The sequence below is a fragment of the Thermonema lapsum genome (assembly GCF_011761635.1).
In the GTDB taxonomy this organism is placed as follows: domain Bacteria; phylum Bacteroidota; class Bacteroidia; order Cytophagales; family Thermonemataceae; genus Thermonema; species Thermonema lapsum.
In genome coordinates this window covers 871,122-889,276 of the sequence record NZ_JAASRN010000001.1, presented here as the reverse complement: position 1 = coordinate 889,276, position 18,155 = coordinate 871,122, and the positions used below count along the sequence as shown (strand labels likewise).

Genomic DNA, 18,155 nt, shown 5'->3' with positions numbered 1-18,155 from the left:
CGAAACTTTGCTTTATTTTAAAAATGCGTAAAACAAAAGTCTAAGAATATGAGTGAGCGCAGGATTATTTACCTTGATAATAACTCAACAACGAAAGTACCGACTGAGGTGGTAAATGCTATGTTACCGTTTTTTGATGAAATATATGCTAATTCAAGTAGCAGGCATCGTTTTGGTTTTTTAGCAGAACAAGCTATCTCCAAGGCAAGAAAGCAAGTAGCTACATTAGTTGGAGCATCGTATCCAGAAGAGATTGTCTTTACGAGTGGAGCTACTGAAGCTATTAATCAGGTGATTAAGGCGGTGCTTCCTGAGAACACTAAGAGGCGCCACATAGTAACATGTCAAACAGAACATAAGGCTATTCTGGATGTATGTGCTTATGCAGAGAAGGTTTTGGGTTATCGAGTTACATACTTGCCGGTAAAAGATAATGGACTAATAGACCTGGATGTACTCGCTGATGTTTTGTCGGAGGATGTAGCTTTAGTGGCTGTTATGTATGTAAATAACGAAACAGGCGTTATTCAACCAATACAAAAGATTGCCGAAATGTCTCATCGTGTAGGAGCTATCTGTTTTTCTGATTACACGCAGGCTTTAGGGAAGGTTCCTGTAAATTTAAGCCAAGATGGTGTTGATATAGCATGCTTTAATGCGCACAAATTTCATGGTCCAAAAGGTGTTGGTGGAATATGGTGCACTTCAAAAGTTCAGGATGGAATGCGACTAAGGATTTCACCTTTATTACACGGAGGGGGGCATGAGAAGGGTAAAAGAAGCGGTACCTTAAACGTCCCAGCAATTGTAGGTATGGGGGTGGCAGCAGAGATAGCTTTTTTGGAGATGGAAAGCAATATAAAGAAAATGGAGTATTTGAGAAATTTCTTTGAAGATAAGATAAAAAAATCCATAGATGGCGTAAAAATTAATTCAGAGACTGCCCCAAGGGTGTGTAATACAAGTAATATAACTATAAATGCTATTGATTCAGAAGCTTTAATCGCTGCTTTATGTCCAGAGGATGAGGGTGCACCTTGGGTTGTTATAAGTAACGGCAGTGCTTGCAGCTCTCACACCATTGAACCATCCTATGTTTTAAGAGCGATGGGGCTTTCAGAAGATGATGCAGCCGGAAGTATACGGGTATCTTTAAGCAAGTTTACAACTGAAGAAGAAATAGATATTGCGGTTGATAGAATAAGTTTTGCTGTAAAAGAGCTCCGAGAATTGGCTGCATTATAAATGAAACTCTTGTGGAAGATGCTCCTTCCACAAGAGTAAATTTTAATTAGATTGCATAAGTTTGGAAAGGGGTACCTAACTGATATCCTTCTTCTTCTTTTAAATTAGTAAGCGCTTCTCCAGGCTTTAATTGCTCCATGGCTTGTTTTACTTTGGAGTCCAAATTCTGAGGATAATTAGCAAATTCTCTGATGGTCTGAGTTTTTTGTTCTTTCAGTTGGAAAAGGAAATTGGTACCACAAGCACTACCTAAATGGAAGCTTTTATGCACAAAATCTGTAATGGTTTGGGATATTAACATAATGCCAACGCCTTTGCTACGAATAGTTCGCAGGATTTCTTCCAGCAGACTATGGGTAGCTTTATCTTTAAAAACAAAGTGTGCTTCATCTATAACCAGCAAAAATCTGACGCCTTGATAACCTTGCTCGTTAGGAGTATCTTCCATTTGAATGAAAATGTGATATATATAATATATGACAAGAAAGACTGCCGTTATCCGAACATTTTCAGGTAAGCTGCTGGGAATGCTTAAATAGTAGTTATTGTTAATGACTTCTGCATTGTTTTGTGTATCAAAGAGAGGAAGTTCTGCCAGGCGGTCTATTAATTCAGTAAGGCTATCAGGTTTATTGGATTCAAGTTGTTGATAGATATGATTGAACGTTAAAGGTTCACCCGAGCTTAAATTATCGATTGCATTTTTTATAGCTGTCTTAAGATGAGACTTCTGTACTTCACCGATTTTGGGGTTACACTTCGTAAGAATATCTATGAATCTGAGGATAGAAGATATTTTTTCGCTTTCATTAATTGTATTGATAATAGATAAGGGGTTAATGGGAAATTTACTTTTAGACAAATCTCTGTATTCACAGTTCGTTTCATTAATAAACAGATCTGAATAGTTCTCTTGTTGCCTACCTTGCCCTTTAAAATCTATAAATAAAAAATTTACTTGGTGGTTCGTTTTGTTTACTATTTCCTTGATGAGGTGGCGGGCAAATCTTGTTTTTCCACTTCCAGAAGTTCCTGCAATAGCTATGTGGCAGTTGGGGCGAAATTGTGTGTTATTCCATTCAAATTGAAGTACTTTACCATTTTTTAACTTTCCTATTTCTATTTTAATAGGAGCGGAATAATGTTTTTTGCCTGGAATACTATAATGAGGACTTGTTATAGTAGGAGCTAATGTATCAATAGAAACTAACTCAAACACTCCATCGGTTACTTTTTTTAGAAGATAATCTGTACCTCTGATAGTGCTGGACTGTGTAGTGATTTCATTGTGTATAAGTTCTATTCCATGATCTACATGCGCTTTTACATACTGCGGTAGCTTAGGGTCATCAGGGGAAATACTATAATGCTGGCAGACTAAAGCAACATAAATATCTTTATATTTGCCAAATAGAGTGTCTTCTTTATATTCTTTCCCTTTACTATCTTTTTTTTCTGTTTCTAAGTCTATTTTTTTTCCGGTGCGCAGAGAAAGCACCAATGCAAGGCGTGCAATGAGATTCTCTGGTGCGTCGGTATATATTTTTTTGGTTAGGAAGCTTATTCTCTTTTGATTTTCTTCTGATGTTTTTATATGAATATTACTTGTCATAAGCTAAGTATTTTTTATTGTAGGTATTTAGTAGTTCTTCTGGTGCTATTTCTTCAAAAGAGCTTTTTCCGTCTTCATTTATAATGAGGTAGCTTTTAGCAATATAGGGGATAAGTTTTTGATACTCTTTTTCTGTCAGCTCTTTATTTAAGAGAGGGAATATTACAACTTGCTCACTTATTGTGGGATAAAAGTGTTCGATAATATTTGTAGCATGGAGTTGGTCGAATTTTTGCATTGGTGAGTCTATAAATACAGGGAACTCAATGCCACTCTCTTCGACTAACCCTTTAAGGATAGCAGTAGCTAACATCTGCTGTTCCCCTTTGCTAAGAGAATTCTTCGGTATTTCTTCTCCATGACTATTGTATAGCCTAATACTCATGGAGCGTTCGATAGTCTGAATCTCCACTCTGTCAATTAAGTTGGTTTTATGCATAATTGACTTCAAGCCTGCAAGAATACGTTGCTCTAGCGTTTCTTTTTTCTTCTTATGGAATTTATTTATAAAGTCGTTAAGCTTGGAGCGAAGATCCTTGATGAATTTCTCCTTCTTCTTAAATTCCTCACGGGTTTTTACCTTTTCTTCCAGTTTTTTAATGTCATAACTTATTTTGTTTGCTTTGTTTTCAAGTTCTTTTAGTTCCTGTTCTTTAGCTCCTATTTCTTTTAATAGATTTTCTATTTCATTTTCTTTTTGCTTTTTTCTTTCTCGTAATTGTTGGGTTTCTTCTGTATTAACCGACGCTTCAGCTTTTTTTATCTTGTTTCTTATTTCGAGAAGCCTATTCTCTACCATGTTTCGTTCTTCAATTGTCTTTGCAAATACTTCTTTGAAGGATGTCGCAATGTAGTTAATTAACTTCTCTATCTGATTCTTTTGATTTTCTGTATAGTTAAGTTTGAATGTGCCAGAAGTGGGTTTATTTTCTATTGGTAATTCATAAATGGTTTCTCGTACAGCTTGTTCTATAGCTTGCTCTATAATATTTTTCAGACGTCGGTGGAGAGAAAACTCATCGCTGGTGTTCTTTTTATACTCTTCCCAGAACTTGTCTATTATCGTATTTATTTTTTCATCAATATCTTTTTCTGCTGCTTCTTGCCATTTTTCTTGTAGTTCGGTGTCTATCTTCTCTTTTACTAATAAAAGTAGATTACCTGCACTTGCTAATGGGGTCCATTCATAAAGCTGTAATAGTTCTTGTTTGAGCTTGCTCTCTTCCTGCTTTAGCTCTTCTTCCTCCTTTCTAAGGTTATTTATATAATCTTCACTATATCCCAAAGCCTTTTCTATTAGAGAGTTTTCTATTTCTTGTTTTTGATAGTCTAAATTTCTTTTCTTTTCTTTGAGTTCTTCAATGCAAGTTTTTATTTCTGGGATGGTTATCTCTATTAATGTATCATATTGAGTTCGTAAATTGTTAAACTTAGCTACTTCGTCGGGGCTTGCCGACTCCCTTTTTATTTTACCCAGAAGTTGCTCTAAATAGTCGCTAATTTGTTCATATTTATGAATTCCTAAGATTTGAGAATAAGCCTTGCTGAGTTCCTCGCCTTGTTGAGTAAGAGATAGTTCAGCAATGTTTACTATTTTTTCTGCATCGAATAAAAAGAACTTGGCTATATCTATTGGAAGGATATTTTCTCTAATAAAATAGTCTTTGTTTTTATCTTCATCTAAATATTCTTCATCTGGAAGGGGCATGTCCTCTGATTCTGACTTAATATAGAGCGTATCGGTGCTTTCTTGTATATCGTACTCACGTTTGATTCGTACATTGTATATTCCATCTACCAACTCTACGTCTTCCATAAGAACTTCAACATAGTATTTTGATATACCTTCTTTTTTAGCATCCCTATTTAATGATTTATGAAAGAAGTTTTGGTATCCTCCTTGACTGTCAACCTCTTTTTTATACATTTCATCTACCATCTCCATCTGCTTACCATATAGGCACCACACAAGTCCTGTCAAGAAAGACGTTTTCCCATAACCATTATTACCGCTAACAATAATAATATTTTTACCATCTCTTACACTAAGATCAATGGTGTTTAATCCTTTATACACTCTGTAGTTATAGAATGTGATCTCTTTAATTTTCATAGTAGTTATCTTGAGTATTACTCTTCTTCTTGAACCTGAATGCTTTTATTGATAAGATCTTCAAAATCATTTAGAATATTTTTCTTACGAAGATAAAGAGTTTTGCTTCTGTATAGCTTTAATAGGTTTTTAATTAGCTCTACTTGTTTGGCATCTTGACAGATTTCTAGTAGTAGATTTAGCTCTTCTTTTAATTTTTCATCATATTTACTCATAAAGAACTCTTTTTGTAAAATTTCCTTATAAATATCTGAAACTTTTACATTAAAGAAAAGGTCATTGTACCAATGATGTTGGATAATAGCTAACTCTCTCTCTGATATAAGATTTATATTTGGGTCAACCTTGGAAAGTTCTTTTTGTGCGCTTAGAAGTCTTCTTAATATTTCAACACGCGTTTCAAACTTGTAAGGACCCCACTTTCCTTCTTTTTCGTTTCCATCGCGCCCTTTCTTCATCCGCCATTTTTCTGGATTGTCGCGCGTTTCAACTAAGAAGTCTCTAATTTCGAGGAGGGGCTGCATCCATCTTTCTCCTGTATCAATTAATCCTTCCATCGACTTATCACGTTTGACTACCGTACATACCCAACACCCAAACCGGCTTTGTCCACATGAAGGAGTAGAAGTGTCTATGACCAAAGGACAGTCACCTCCATTTGCATTTTTGTAGAGGGCAGCAAGTTGTCTGTGGGTTCCACCCCACGGAGGCGATACTTGTAATAAATAGCGCCAGAGCTCATCGGTAGTAATATCTTTGATTGGAGCATAAATGTATGCATTGGGAAGTGAGTGGGAGCGGAGACGGCTACTTTTAATCTCGTACTTTTTTATTGATGCAGCTCGGGTGGCACTTTCATCACTGCGTGTTCCCAATAGGATTATGGCACCACCAGTTGCCTTTATTACATCCTTAATAAATCGAGTGGTAGGGTTTATTTTCAAACGGTCCGTACACCATCTAAAGAACTTGTTTGGGGCTGGATAACCCAAGCCAATCAGTTTAACCCAAAATGTGTCGGTAAGCTTCGGAACTGTACGGACAACTTTAATAGGCATATTTTCTTGCTGTGCTGCAGACTCTATTTTTAAAAGTGTATTATAAATGAATGATACGATGCGAGGGTTCTCTACCAATGTGTCATTACATACTACGTAGATGGGGCGCTTTCTCTCAGAAGCAGGAAGCTTCTTTATAGCTTGCCATACAAGCTGAAGTAAAAGTGTGCTGTCTTTACCACCACTAAACCCTACTATCCACACTCGATTAGGCTTATCGTTTATGTATTGGTCTATTATTTCTTGTTCTATATGATAGAGTTTGTCTTTTAAGGCAATTTTTGTTTGCGATGCTTCCATGATTCTGTATTTTGGGTAAGAAAATAGGTTTTCAACATACTATAAACAAGAAACTTATATATATTAGGATTTTTTGAAATGTCTTAAAAAACTTTTTCAAAGCGTTGCGTCCATTGCTTTTGTTCGGTTTCTACTTTAATGAAATACACACCACGTGCCCACTGGGAGATGTCTAAGCGAATGCTTGTCGTGTTTGTCAAAAGCTGCTCATATATGAGTTTGCCTTCGCTATTGACTATGCGGAGGGTAGCTTGTGTCTTTACATCGGGCAGTTGAATGTGTAGCTCTTGTCCTGTGGGATTAGGATATAGCCGCATTTCCTGCGGTTTCGGCGCATCGTTGTTGAGAGGCGGCGTTTCGTTTTTGATGTAGAACTGCCATTGTCCTTTGCCCAGCGAATCAGTAAGTACCCCATGGGCATCGGACACCCAGCCGAAGGGGATAATTACATAATAGTTTTGCCCCGGAGAAAGCGCTTCTCTTAAAGCAATCTGGATGCTCTTGCCTTGAATATGACTTGGCTCAAGTGCGATGCTTTGCACAATTTGATTATCTGAACTACGGCGAATTTGTAGCTTTCCGCCAAAATACTGCAGCGGACGGTCGTACTCTATAAGTAGCTTGTCTATTTGCGATTGGTAGAGGCTATCACCGGCTTGTGGGCTGAGGCGCTCAATCTGGGGGGGTATTTCGCTGGAAAAATGCAGTAAGGAAGCCAGTGCTGCTTGCACTACTTTATGAAAATAAGGGACATCCATGTTTTGCAACAGGTCGGTGCTGCTATGGTAATGTGCCGTTTGGTAGCTTTCGTAAAAACCCATGATATTGTAGCCTGCTGCCTCAAAGGGCATATAGTCCGAAGCATAAGCATGACTAATCACCGCATCTAAGGAAGTATATAGCTTTGTGATGTTTGCCATCCTTTGGGTGAAATGCGCCGAAATAGCATTGTTTACAGTAGATACGTTGCTTTCGTCGCGTTCACAATACACAAAAGTGTTGCGCTTGTTTTTATCACCGCCTATTTCATCCAAGTTGATGAGTGCCCGGATGGCAATATTTTGAGGTTTAGCTACTTCTTCTACGTAGCGCTTACTGCCTATAAGTCCTACTTCTTCGGCGCTGAAATGTACCAAACGTACCGAGTAGGGCAGGTTCTTCGATTGTATGATACGGGCAATTTCGAGTAGCGCCACTGTGCCGCTGCCGTTGTCGTTCACCCCCGGACCATTGGGCGTGCTGTCGTAGTGGGCGCTCAGGTAAATGTAAGTATGGGGAAAAAGGTTGCCTTTTTTGGTAAGGACAATGTTGTATAAGGTTTTCTGGGCATAGGAAAAGGCGTACTCACTGATTTGTTCAGGTGAGTAGCCCATGTCCAGATAGCATTGCTTTATCCATGCGCGCGTAGCTTCCAGATTTTGGCTACCTATGTTTTTGATACCCAATTGTTCGTATTCCCGCAGAAGCGACTCTAAGCGCTCCATACTTACTTGACTAACCGCAGCGGCAATTTCGTCTTGCATGTGCTGAGCGTACAGGGTAGGCATTGCCACTTGCCATAGCAGGAGGTTTAATAACACAAACCACAATGTTTTTTTGCTTTTACGCATAAAAAGTATGAAATTTTAAACGCCTTCTTCAAAAGACTATGGAGAAGGACAATTCCCTATCACAGTTTACGAAATTACAAACTGTTTGTGCGAAATCAAAGGAGAAATTCAGAAAGACACCTGTTGGCTCTAAGTGTATGCATCTTGCTTTTTTTGTTGTTGTGTGGTTGTCAGAAAAAACAAAATATTACGACGCGGGCACAGGTGGAAGTGCACTACGTGGTTGTGTCGGCAGATAGCCTTCGAAGTAGCGAGGCGGTAGCACAGGCAACCCTGCCATGGAAGCCGCTGCCAACCAAAGGTATCAATTTAGGGATACTTCACAATAAAGAATTATGGTTGAAGATAGCTGTGAGCTTACCAGAAAGTGAAGAGTCTTGGGGAATAGCTATAGGGAATGCCTTTTTGGATGAAGTACTTTTTTTCAAAGAAGATAGGCTACATCGGCGGTGGCAGCCATGCTGGGACAGTAGTGCTTGGCGTAGCTATGTATCCTTATTCCCGCAGTGTGTGATACAAGAACCTACGGCTCGTTTTCTGGTGAATGTGCGTTCCGAAACCCCTCTGATAGTGCCGTTTTATTGTTTGCCTATGCGGGAGCTAAGCAAGAAAGAATCGACTTACTTCTTGTTTTATGGATTTTTTGTAGGCTTTGTTGCTCTGTTGCTGCTGATGGCTTGTTGGGCATGGTGGTATTTAAAGGAGCGAATATACTTTTATTTTGTCATTTTGCTGCTGGGGGCTGGTGCAGCGCTTACCCTTAGTGGAGGAGTTTTATTCTGGTGGTTACCATTCTCTTGGACAAGCGCTAAGTTATTACTCAATACAGCAATAGGTGTTTGGGTTATTGGTGCTGTAGGTTTAGTGCGTGCTTTTTTGCCCCGCGAACACTTACCGAGATGGGTAAGTATTTGCTTTAAGGCTTATTGGGGGGTTGGATGGTTTTTTTTGTGGGCAAGTTGGTTGTTCCTCTCCTCGCAGCTTGCTTTTATAGGAGGCAGCCTTGCCGTGCCGATGAACATCATCATCACTTATGCCATATGGCTTAGCTGGCGGCGGGGCGAGCGTGTGTTACTATTCTTGATGATAGGGTGGGGGGTATATACTTTGTGTATAAGCCTTTACGTTGTAACGGCAATGATGGGCAACGGATGGTTTTTTGCCCAGCATCCTTGGGCAGTAGTCAGTCTTATTTTGCAAAGTTTATTTTTTGTGCTGGCTTTGTTTCATCGTTATAGTTTGTGGCAAACAGCCCACATGAGAGAGCGCTTAACAGTGGAGGAAGAAAAGGCAAGGATGTACCAAGACATAAGCAATCACCTTCAGAAAGAGCTGAAGGAAAAATTGGCAAGTATAAAGCAGCAAAAAGAAGAAATAGAGATGCAAAACGAAGAGCTTTTGCAACAAAGTACGCAGCTATTAGAACAGCGTGAACATATAGAAAAACAGTTGCATGAGATAAAAAGGTTGAATGCTGAATTAGAGCAGCGTGTAGCCGCGCGCACTACCGAGTTGCAAGCTTCTAATGAGCGCTTGCTCAGATATGCTCGCCAAGTGGAAGATTATGCTTTTGCTTTGGCACATAATCTGCGAGCACCCTTGGCGCGTATTATGGGCTTGGCACAGCTTATAGAGATGAAAAGCGAAGAGCAAGGAGGGGCTGCCGCGGATGTTTCAGTAGATACCCTGATTCAATCTATAGTGAAATCTGCGTATGAAGCGGATGAGGTATTGCACGATTTGAATGAAATTGTGGCAATACGAGCGCAAGGGATTGTAAATATGCAGCTGGTCTCGATGCCGGAACTTGTGCATGAGGTGATTCAGTATTTACAAACAATTTACAGGGTGCCCTTTTCTTTCAAAGAAGACTACCGAACAAGTTTGGTATTTGCCAACAGGGGGTACCTTCGCGAGGTGTTGATAAGCATTCTGGACAACTCTTTTCGTTTCCGCAATTCTGCGCGTGAATTGCACATTGTTGTTCGAGTTTTTCAAAGCTCAACAGAATATTATGCCATAGAAATAGAAGACAACGGCTTGGGTTTAGATGTTGCTACTTTCAGAGCCAAACTATTTCACCCTTATCAAGTCTTTCATGCACAATCTGGCAGAGGCATAGGTTTGTATGTGGCATACGTGAAAGTGGAAGCCATGGGAGGCAGCATCGAAATAGATGGCAAGCCCAATGAAGGGCTGCGGGTACGTATTTTGTTGCCAATCAAAAAATAGTGCCCCCGGCAGGAATCGAACCTGCACCGAGAGTTTAGGAAACTCCTGTTCTGTCCATTAAACTACGGGGACAACTTCCCAGTGCAATTATCTGAAATCACCTCTAAATTGTCAAGAACGCAGGTGGTTTAATGCGTATTTAAATAGTTGGGGTAGATTTGGTAGAAGTGTTCTTTTACGATTGACAGCAGCTTGCTGCGCAGCTCATCGATGCCCTGTTTTTGCAGCGCCGAGACCGACACTATGCTCCGTACCTTGCCGACCCAGTGGCTTTGCTGAAGCAAAAGAGGCAATTCCTGTTTTTCTTCGGGCAGAGCATCCACTTTATTGAATACCAGCAGTACGTCCTTGTCGGCAGCACCAAGTTCGCGCAAGGTCTGGTTGACTACTTCTATTTGTTCGTCGAAAGAGGGGTGTGTGATGTCCACCACATGTACTAGTATGTCGGCTTCACGCACTTCGTCCAATGTGGACTTGAAGCTCTCGACCAAGGTAGCAGGCAGCTTGCGTATGAACCCCACGGTGTCGGCAATCAAGAAGGGAATGCCCTCCCATACTACTTTGCGCACGGTAGAGTCGAGTGTGGCGAAAAGTTTGTTCTCTGCCAGCAAGTCGCTTTTGGTGAGTAGATTCATGAGGGTAGATTTGCCCACGTTGGTGTATCCCACAAAACTCACGCGCACCATGTTGTGGCGTTGTTTGCGGCGGGTTTGGTTTTGCTTGTCTATTTTCTCCAGCTTTTTTTTGAGCAAGGCTATCTTTTGCTTGACAATGCGCCGGTCGGTCTCTATTTCTTTTTCGCCGGCGCCACTACGTGTGCCAGTGCCGCCCCGTTGGCGCTCCAGGTGGCTCCAAAGACCGGTGAGGCGGGGCAGCAGATATTCATACTGCGCCAACTCCACCTGGGTTTTGGCTTGGGCTGTCTGGGCTCTTTGCCAGAATATGTAAAGAATAAGCAGGTTGCGGTCGTAAATGCGCCTGTTGAAGTACTTTTCCAAATTGCGTACTTGCGAAGGGCTTAACTCATCGTCAAATATGATGGTGTCTATCTGGTGTTCTTCAACATACTGTTTGATTTCCTCTAACTTGCCCTTCCCTACGAAGGTGCGGGCATCGGGGCGTTCTAACCGTTGCGTAAAGCGCTCTTTAACATCAATAGAAAGGGTTTGGGCTAAGAATGCCAGCTCGTCTAAATACTCCTCTACCTTTTCGCGGCTTTGTTTGGGGGTTTGTAGTGCAACTAAAACGGCACTTTCATTTTGTTTTAATTCCTTGAGATTATCAATCATAAGCTGTGTTTACAGAACGAATTGTTTAAATTGCAATATTAACGTTTTTGCGTGGCTCTTTTTAAAAACAGCCGTTCGTTTGTTTTTCGTTCAATGAACATGTATGCGTTCCATATACAAGATAGCGATGGTTGCCAATAGCAGCTGGAATTTAGCACATTTTCGCGCACCTCTGATTCAGCATTTTCTTGCACAGGACAAAGAGGTGTGGGCTATTGCGCCTATGGATGAGAGTAGCCAGCGGTTGAAAGCGTGGGGGGTTCGCTGCCTACCTTTGCAAATGCAAGCCAAAGGGGTGAATCCATGGCAAGATGGGCACACCCTATGGCAGTTGTACACTTATTATCGCAAGCATCGCTTCGATGTGGCTTTGCATTTTACGGTAAAGCCTAATCTTTATGGTTCGGTGGCTGCCCGCTGGGCGGGGGTGCGCTCGGTGTGCAACGTATCGGGCTTGGGTACGGTCTTTCTGCACAATACGCCCGCCACGCGCATAGCCCGTTGGATGTATCGTTTGATGCTGCCCGCAGCAGACTGGGTTTTCTTTCAAAATCAAGAGGACCGCCAACTCTTTTTACAGAGGCGTTTGGTACAGGCAGAACGCTCCGGGTTGGTGCCCGGCTCGGGGGTCGATACTGACTACTTTGCGCTTACGCCTTTGCCTACTGCTCGCCCTTTTACTTTCCTTTTGATTGCACGCGCCCTTTACGACAAAGGGATAGTAGAGTTTGTGGAAGCCCTGCGTTTGTTGCGCCAAAAATATGCGCTTGAGGTGCGTGGGGTCCTCTTGGGTAAAATAGCTGAGCAGCCTACAAAAGTCGATATTCCGCGCAAGCAAGTCGATGCTTGGGTGAAAGCAGGTGATATAGAATATGCCGGTGTTGTAGAAGACGTGCGCCCGTTGATTGCTGCTGCTGACTGCGTGGTATTGCCTTCCTATCGTGAAGGTAGCTCGCGAGCGCTGCTTGAAGCTGCTGCTATGGGGCGCCCCCTCATTGCTACCGATGTGCCGGGATGTAACAACATCGTGTTAGAAGGCGTAAACGGTTTCTTGTGTAAACCTGCCGATAGCTCTTCCTTGGCAATGAGTATGAAACGCATGATGGATTTATCGGTAGAGCAGCGAAAAGCGATGGGTATTGCTGCGCGCCAGCGGGTAGAAACCCTCTTCGACACACGCCTTGTGATAGAAGCCTATGAACGGGTACTGCAATATCTAAACACTTTACAATAGATTGCTTTTTGGAGTAAAAGTTCTATTTTTGTTTGAAACTAACCCATGATAACAAAGAAAGTTACCAATCTTTTTGAATTGATATGATTGTAAAACCGACTACTATTGAAGGGGTTTATGAGATATACCCTCGTGTATTTGAAGACGAAAGGGGATATTTCCTCGAGTCTTTCCAATTGGAAAAATTGCGTGAACAGGGTATTGACGTACCTTTCGTACAGGATAACCAATCCTTTTCAAAAAAGGGCGTCTTGCGAGGGCTGCATCTGCAGTTGCCACCCTACGAACAAGATAAGCTGATTGGAGTTGTTTGGGGCAGTGTCATCGATGTAGTGGTGGATGTTCGCCCCGGCTCACCCACTTTCGGGCGCTGGGAGGCTTTTCGTTTAGATGCCCGTGAGCATAAACGCTTGTTTGTGCCCAAAGGGATGGCTCATGGTTTTGTTACGCTCGAAGACACCGTCTTTGTTTATAAATGTAGTGAGTACTATCATCCGGAGGCAGAGGGTGGCATCGTATGGAATGACCCTGCGCTGGCGATTGATTGGGGGACGGCTTCGCCTATTGTGTCGGCAAAAGACCAGCAGCTACCTACCTTTGAAGAATTCTGCGAAAAACTGCTGCCCAAAATCAAAGAATTCTATGCCTTATGAGAGCGTTAGGAATAGGACTCTGCCTGTTGCTGTTGTTTACCTCTTGTGGGGTATATAGGCAAAGTCTGTTACTGCAGGTAAAACAAGACCATATCTACGATACTCTGTTGCAAAAACGCTATGAGGCGGAGAACAACTATGTTTTACGTCCTTATGAAGAAATTCAACTGCGGGTATATAGCAACGAAGGGGAGGAAATTCAGGTAATAGATGCGCTGAGTGGAATGAGGCAGCAAGGAGCCGTCAACCAGCAAATGTTTCAGACGCAGCAAGGCTTTTGGGTTTATCGCATTCAAGCCGACAGCACAGTGCTACTGCCTTTAGTAGGGCGGCAAAAGCTGGCAGGTTATACGCTCGTGCAAGCCGACAGCCTGTTGTCTGTGGCTTATAATGCCTACTACAAAGGGGCTTTTGTGAAGATAAACCCCACCAGTCGGCGGGTGGTGGTCTTCCGTGGACAGGAAGCTACAGTGCTTCCGCTGAAATATGAGGGCATGACTTTGCTTGAAGTGCTTGCCGAAGCCGGTGGCATAAACAATCAACTGAGAGCGACCAACATACGCTTGGTGCGTGGCGACCTGCAAAACCCCAATGTCTATGTTATTGACCTCACAACCATAGAAGGCATGCGGCGTATCAATATGCAGGCATATCCCAATGATATTCTTTATGTTGAGCCGTTGCGTCGTCCTTTCCTCGAAGCATTCAAAGATGTATCGCCTGTAGTGAGCATGATTACTGGTCTGAGCACTTTTATCATCAGCACACTTTTGCTTATTCGTCAGTTTTAATTTAGATGCCATAGCAAGTCGAAGCAGCGCCACTTATGAAAGAAGAAGAACTGAAATCTATCGCTCATTACCAGTCTCATACGTATGAGTTTGAGTCTCCATCACATAAGCAAGAAGAGGCTTCTGTTGACTGGGCTAAGCTTCGGTTGATTCTACGACGACACTGGTGGAGCATTTTTCTTTTTCCTTTATTGGGGCTTTTGGGAGGTTACTTTTTTTTGCGCTACACCAAGCCTACCTATCAGGCTGAAGCCACTTTGAAGCTTATCCCTAAGATAGAAGCTCAATTTTCCCCATTGGGCAATGTTATGCGGCAAGAGTGGGACAACCTGATAGCTGGGGAGCTGGAGGTCATTCGCTCGCCTCTTATTTATAGTCGCATCGTAGAGCTCTTGCCGTTGAGGGTGAGTTATCATGCCGAGGGGCGCATCTTGGAAAAAGAACTATACCGGCTCTCTCCTTTCGAAGTAGTAGAGTATGAAATCAGCGATGCCGCATGGTATGAATGTAAAATTTATTTCGAATACTTAGGAGATAAAAAATACCGCTTGAAAGTAAAACGGCAGGATGTGTGGCAGCAATACAGTGGGGTGTTGGGCAAACCCTTGACTGTCGATGGCATGCGCTTGCTTCTGAAAGCAAATACTGAGGAAAAGACCTTACAAGATATAAACACGCCTTTGTACTTTATTTTTCATTCAGACAGTTATCTGTACAACTACCTTCAGCAAAACTTGGAAGCACGCATTGCCAATCAGGCAGCCAAGGTAATTCAACTCTCCTTTAGAGATTATGAGCCTTACAAAGCCTACGAAATTATCAAAAAGGCGGTACAGGCATACACTGCTGTAAGTATAGACATTAAGAACAAAGCAAACAAGCAAAAAGAACAGTGGCTTGAAACGAAGATACAAGAAACGGAAGCTGAGCTAGGAATCCTTGAAAAGGAGATAGAGGACTTTATCATATCCAACAAGTCGCAAGACATAGGCAACGACCTTGGGCAATACGTTCAGGCAATTAAGGACTTGACCAAAGAAAAAACCTTGCTTGAAGAGCAGCTATCGGCACTTCGTAAAGTAGAGCAGATGCTCGACGATACCACTTCGCGTCCTTATATTTTCTTTTTTGCTGCCATCGAAGACGACTTTATTACTCAAAGCTTGATAAAAATCAATGAGTTGAAGCAGCAACAAGCGCAGCTACGTCTGTCGGTCAATGAAAATACGCTGGCATACCAAAAAGGCAGCATGCAAATCACGGCACTGAAAGAGCAGTCGCGTGCATATATTTATGAAAAGCGTCGCTATTTACTGTCGCAATTGTTTAAAATTAACCGTCAGATTGAGCTTTCAGAGTCTGAGTTTGCAGGCATTCCTTCCCGTAATAGGTCTTTCAATAAACTGCAGCAAAAATACTCACTTATTGAAAAGTACTACAACGAATTACTTAATCAGAAAATTCAATTGGGGTTGGCAGCTGCCGGTACTGTTCCTGACTTTGAGGTGCTGTCCGAGCCCAAAGTACCCGGTCAACCTATAGCGCCCAATCGGCGCATGATTTATCTGGCATCGTTAGGGACAGGCGTGGTGCTTTCCTTATTGTGGCTTGTGTTGCAGTATGTGTTGCATAATACCATTGAGTCTATACAAGACCTCGAGCGCCTCACCCACCTGCCTGTGCTTGGTAGCTTGCCCAAGAGCCGTAAAAAGGATATGGATGTATCGCGCATTTTGGTGAATGACAATCCCAAATCCTTTGTGAGTGAGGCATTTCGGACAATACGTACCAACCTTGATTTTATGTTGCCGCCTTCTTCAAAGACAGTGAACCGTTTTCGAAATACAGCCATTGCTATTTCCTCCACGATTAGTGGCGAAGGCAAAACCTTTACTACGTTGAACTTGGGGGCTATCATTGCTATGTCCGGTTTAAAAGTAATTTTAGTTGACTTAGACCTTCGAAAACCGCGACTACACTTGTCTTTGAACCTGCCTAACCACAGTGGCGCCAGTACACTATTGAGTGGGCAGCACAGCCTCAAGGAGTGTACCTATTCTACCGAAGTGCCCAATCTGTACGCTATTCCCGCAGGTCCTATACCGCCCAATCCCTCCGAGCTGATTTTGAATGATGCTTTTATCTCGCTTTTAGAAGCGTTGAAAGAAACATATGATGTGGTTATTCTCGATACACCGCCGGTAGGCTTGGTAACCGATGGTATGTTAATTATGAAGCATGCCGATTTGCGCATATTCGTCTTGCGGGCTTCCTACTCCAAGCGTGCTTTTGTCAAGAGAATTGAACAAAGTTTGAAGGCTCACCACCTTCTTAAAACTGGTCTGGTGCTTAATGCCGTCGATATTAAAGAGCAAGGTTACGGCTATGGCTATGGTTACTATGATGAAGAAAGCCAGCGACACTCTTTTTGGCAGCGTCTAAAACAAAGACTACGGTAAGCTAAAATGAATAATGAGCATGTGGTTTGGATTTTGGAGAAGCACCCATCGTCATGAAAAAGATTTGTTGTCTTGGATTAGACACCAAATAGGAGCTGACTTGCATGCCCATTGGTTGCCTGCCATAGACGATGGCGCAAAGACCTTTTCAGAAGGTGCCAACATGCTTACATTGATGCAAGAGATGGGCTGGCATACGGCAGTAGCTACTCCTCATATCTTGTATCCCCATTACCCCAACACTCCCGACAGCATTGCTGTCACCTATGAGGCAATGAAAACCAAGCTTTCTTCTACTTCTTCTTTGCTGCCCCGCACCGCTTATGCTGCCGAATATTTCGCAGATGAGTATTTTTTTGAAGCAGTCAAACAGGATAAACCCTTGCTTTGTTTCGGAGAACGATACGTCTTGATGGAGTTACCCGTTTTTCAGCAACCACAATTCCTTCCTAGTCTTTTGTTTGAACTGCGACGAAGGGCATACGTTCCTGTTTTGGCGCATCCGGAGCGCTACTTCTACTTGGGACCTGCACTCATAGAGCTGTGGCATCGCTACGACGGCTTGCTTCAATTGAACCTGCTTTCTCTGTTGGAGCACTACGGCGCAGGCGCGCGCAAGCAAGCAGAAGCTTTGCTTAAAGAAGGAATGGCTGATTTTGTAGCTACTGACGCCCATCATGTCCGTCATCTGCAGGCTCTTTGGAAACTGCCTTCCGTATCTGCTTGGAAGCTGCTGCAGCGTCATACTTTTAAAAATTCGCTTTGCTTGCTGTAATTTTTTTTCTTTGTGCCTTGTTGCCTATGATGAAAGCACCTGTTTTTTGAAAAACACACATCTATGGAATGGCAAGAACTCAAGCGGCTGGTGCGGCAGGGGGAAGGCTTACACCTGGAGTTTAAACTGAAGACCTCTCATCCCGAAAAAATCATCAAGGAAATGATAGCTTTTGCCAATACCGAAGGGGGCATGTTGATAGTGGGGGTGAGCGACGACTTGCAAATTAAAGGCGTTAAGTTCCCTGATGAAGAACTCTATGTGCTGAAAAAAGCCATCCAGAAACATATCTTTCCTGCTTTGGATTACCACTTGGATATCATGCAGGTCGAAGACCGCAAAGAAAGAGAACTGTTGATTTTTCATATACCCAAATCTGCCGGCTTGCTGTACTTTATAGACGAGCAGGGCAATAAAAAGGTATATGTGCGGGTAAACGATAAAACCATACAGGCAAGCAAGGAGATGCGAACGATTCTTCTCGAAAAGCGTAAAAACAAATCGTTCCGTTTTCGATATGGCGCCAAAGAGCAGCTTTTGATGCGCTACTTGGCAGAGCACGGGCATATCAACGTATCTACTTTTGCCGAAGTAGCAGGCATCTCCAAACGTATGGCTTCACGTACACTCACCTTGCTGGTGCTGGCAAATGTGCTGACCATTCTTCCCCAAGAGCAGGGCGAAGACCTCTTTCGTGCACTGGAACCAGAAGAACCTTCCGTGAATGGTCAAATACGCTGAGTAAGCAAGCAAGAGAATGGCAAAGTTTTTTTATATTTCATTT

At 42.4% G+C, this 18,155-nt stretch carries 13 protein-coding genes and 1 tRNA gene; 8 read left to right on the top strand and 6 right to left on the bottom strand.

The window, feature by feature from the left end:
* Nucleotides 1–48 precede the first annotated feature (48 nt).
* Entirely contained in the window at nt 49–1,245 is a 1,197-nt protein-coding gene (locus tag FHS56_RS03885; protein ID WP_166918551.1) for a cysteine desulfurase family protein, read from the top strand.
* A gap of 46 nt (nt 1,246–1,291) precedes the next feature.
* On the opposite strand, the gene FHS56_RS03880 is transcribed toward FHS56_RS03885, so the two are convergent.
* The 4 genes from FHS56_RS03880 to FHS56_RS03865 all read right to left on the bottom strand — a co-directional run bounded on the left by FHS56_RS03880 (nt 1,292) and on the right by FHS56_RS03865 (nt 7,908).
* Nucleotides 1,292–2,857 (bottom strand): helicase HerA-like domain-containing protein, encoded by a 1,566-nt coding sequence (locus tag FHS56_RS03880; protein WP_166918550.1) that lies wholly within the window; start codon nt 2,855–2,857, stop codon nt 1,292–1,294.
* The gene (dndD, locus tag FHS56_RS03875; RefSeq protein ID WP_166918549.1) at nt 2,847–4,970 is read right to left on the bottom strand and encodes a DNA sulfur modification protein DndD; all 2,124 of its coding nucleotides are present in this window, start codon (nt 4,968–4,970) and stop codon (nt 2,847–2,849) included. Before dndD ends, FHS56_RS03880 begins: the two co-directional genes overlap by 11 nt.
* Before the next feature lie 17 nt (nt 4,971–4,987).
* Nucleotides 4,988–6,328, bottom strand: coding sequence for a DNA phosphorothioation system sulfurtransferase DndC (gene dndC, locus FHS56_RS03870; RefSeq protein WP_166918548.1), 1,341 nt, complete (start codon nt 6,326–6,328; stop codon nt 4,988–4,990).
* Nucleotides 6,329–6,411: 83 nt separating this feature from the next.
* Entirely contained in the window at nt 6,412–7,908 is a 1,497-nt protein-coding gene (locus FHS56_RS03865; RefSeq protein WP_166918547.1) for a M20/M25/M40 family metallo-hydrolase, read from the bottom strand.
* Between the two features lie 174 nt (nt 7,909–8,082).
* On the opposite strand from FHS56_RS03865, the gene FHS56_RS03860 reads away from it, so the two are divergent.
* Entirely contained in the window at nt 8,083–10,170 is a 2,088-nt protein-coding gene (locus tag FHS56_RS03860; protein WP_166918546.1) for a 7TM diverse intracellular signaling domain-containing protein, read from the top strand.
* Here FHS56_RS03860 and FHS56_RS03855 read toward each other — a convergent pair.
* Both FHS56_RS03855 and hflX read right to left on the bottom strand, forming a co-directional pair.
* Nucleotides 10,171–10,242 (bottom strand) — tRNA-Arg (locus tag FHS56_RS03855).
* Nucleotides 10,243–10,298: 56 nt separating this feature from the next.
* Complete coding sequence (hflX, locus tag FHS56_RS03850) at nt 10,299–11,459, bottom strand: GTPase HflX (RefSeq protein WP_166918545.1); 1,161 nt, start codon at nt 11,457–11,459, stop codon at nt 10,299–10,301.
* 103 nt (nt 11,460–11,562) lie between these two features.
* Here hflX and FHS56_RS03845 point away from each other — a divergent pair, with 103 nt between their 5' ends.
* The 6 genes from FHS56_RS03845 (at nt 11,563) to FHS56_RS03820 (ending at nt 18,112) form a co-directional block, all read left to right on the top strand.
* Nucleotides 11,563–12,693: a glycosyltransferase family 4 protein gene (locus FHS56_RS03845; RefSeq protein WP_166918544.1), complete on the top strand. Its 1,131-nt coding sequence runs from the start codon at nt 11,563–11,565 to the stop codon at nt 12,691–12,693.
* An 83-nt stretch (nt 12,694–12,776) separates the two neighbouring features.
* Nucleotides 12,777–13,346 carry a dTDP-4-dehydrorhamnose 3,5-epimerase gene (rfbC, locus tag FHS56_RS03840; protein WP_166918543.1) on the top strand — a complete coding sequence of 190 codons (570 nt, stop codon included), beginning with the start codon at nt 12,777–12,779 and terminating at the stop codon, nt 13,344–13,346.
* Entirely contained in the window at nt 13,343–14,137 is a 795-nt protein-coding gene (locus FHS56_RS03835) for a polysaccharide biosynthesis/export family protein (protein ID WP_166918542.1), read from the top strand. Before rfbC ends, FHS56_RS03835 begins: the two co-directional genes overlap by 4 nt.
* A gap of 35 nt (nt 14,138–14,172) precedes the next feature.
* Complete coding sequence (locus FHS56_RS03830; RefSeq protein ID WP_166918541.1) at nt 14,173–16,596, top strand: polysaccharide biosynthesis tyrosine autokinase; 2,424 nt, start codon at nt 14,173–14,175, stop codon at nt 16,594–16,596.
* Nucleotides 16,597–16,615: 19 nt separating this feature from the next.
* The gene (locus FHS56_RS03825; RefSeq protein ID WP_166918540.1) at nt 16,616–17,371 is read left to right on the top strand and encodes a CpsB/CapC family capsule biosynthesis tyrosine phosphatase; all 756 of its coding nucleotides are present in this window, start codon (nt 16,616–16,618) and stop codon (nt 17,369–17,371) included.
* Between the two features lie 63 nt (nt 17,372–17,434).
* Entirely contained in the window at nt 17,435–18,112 is a 678-nt protein-coding gene (locus FHS56_RS03820) for an AlbA family DNA-binding domain-containing protein (protein WP_166918539.1), read from the top strand.
* The last annotated feature ends 43 nt before the right edge of the window (nt 18,113–18,155 follow it).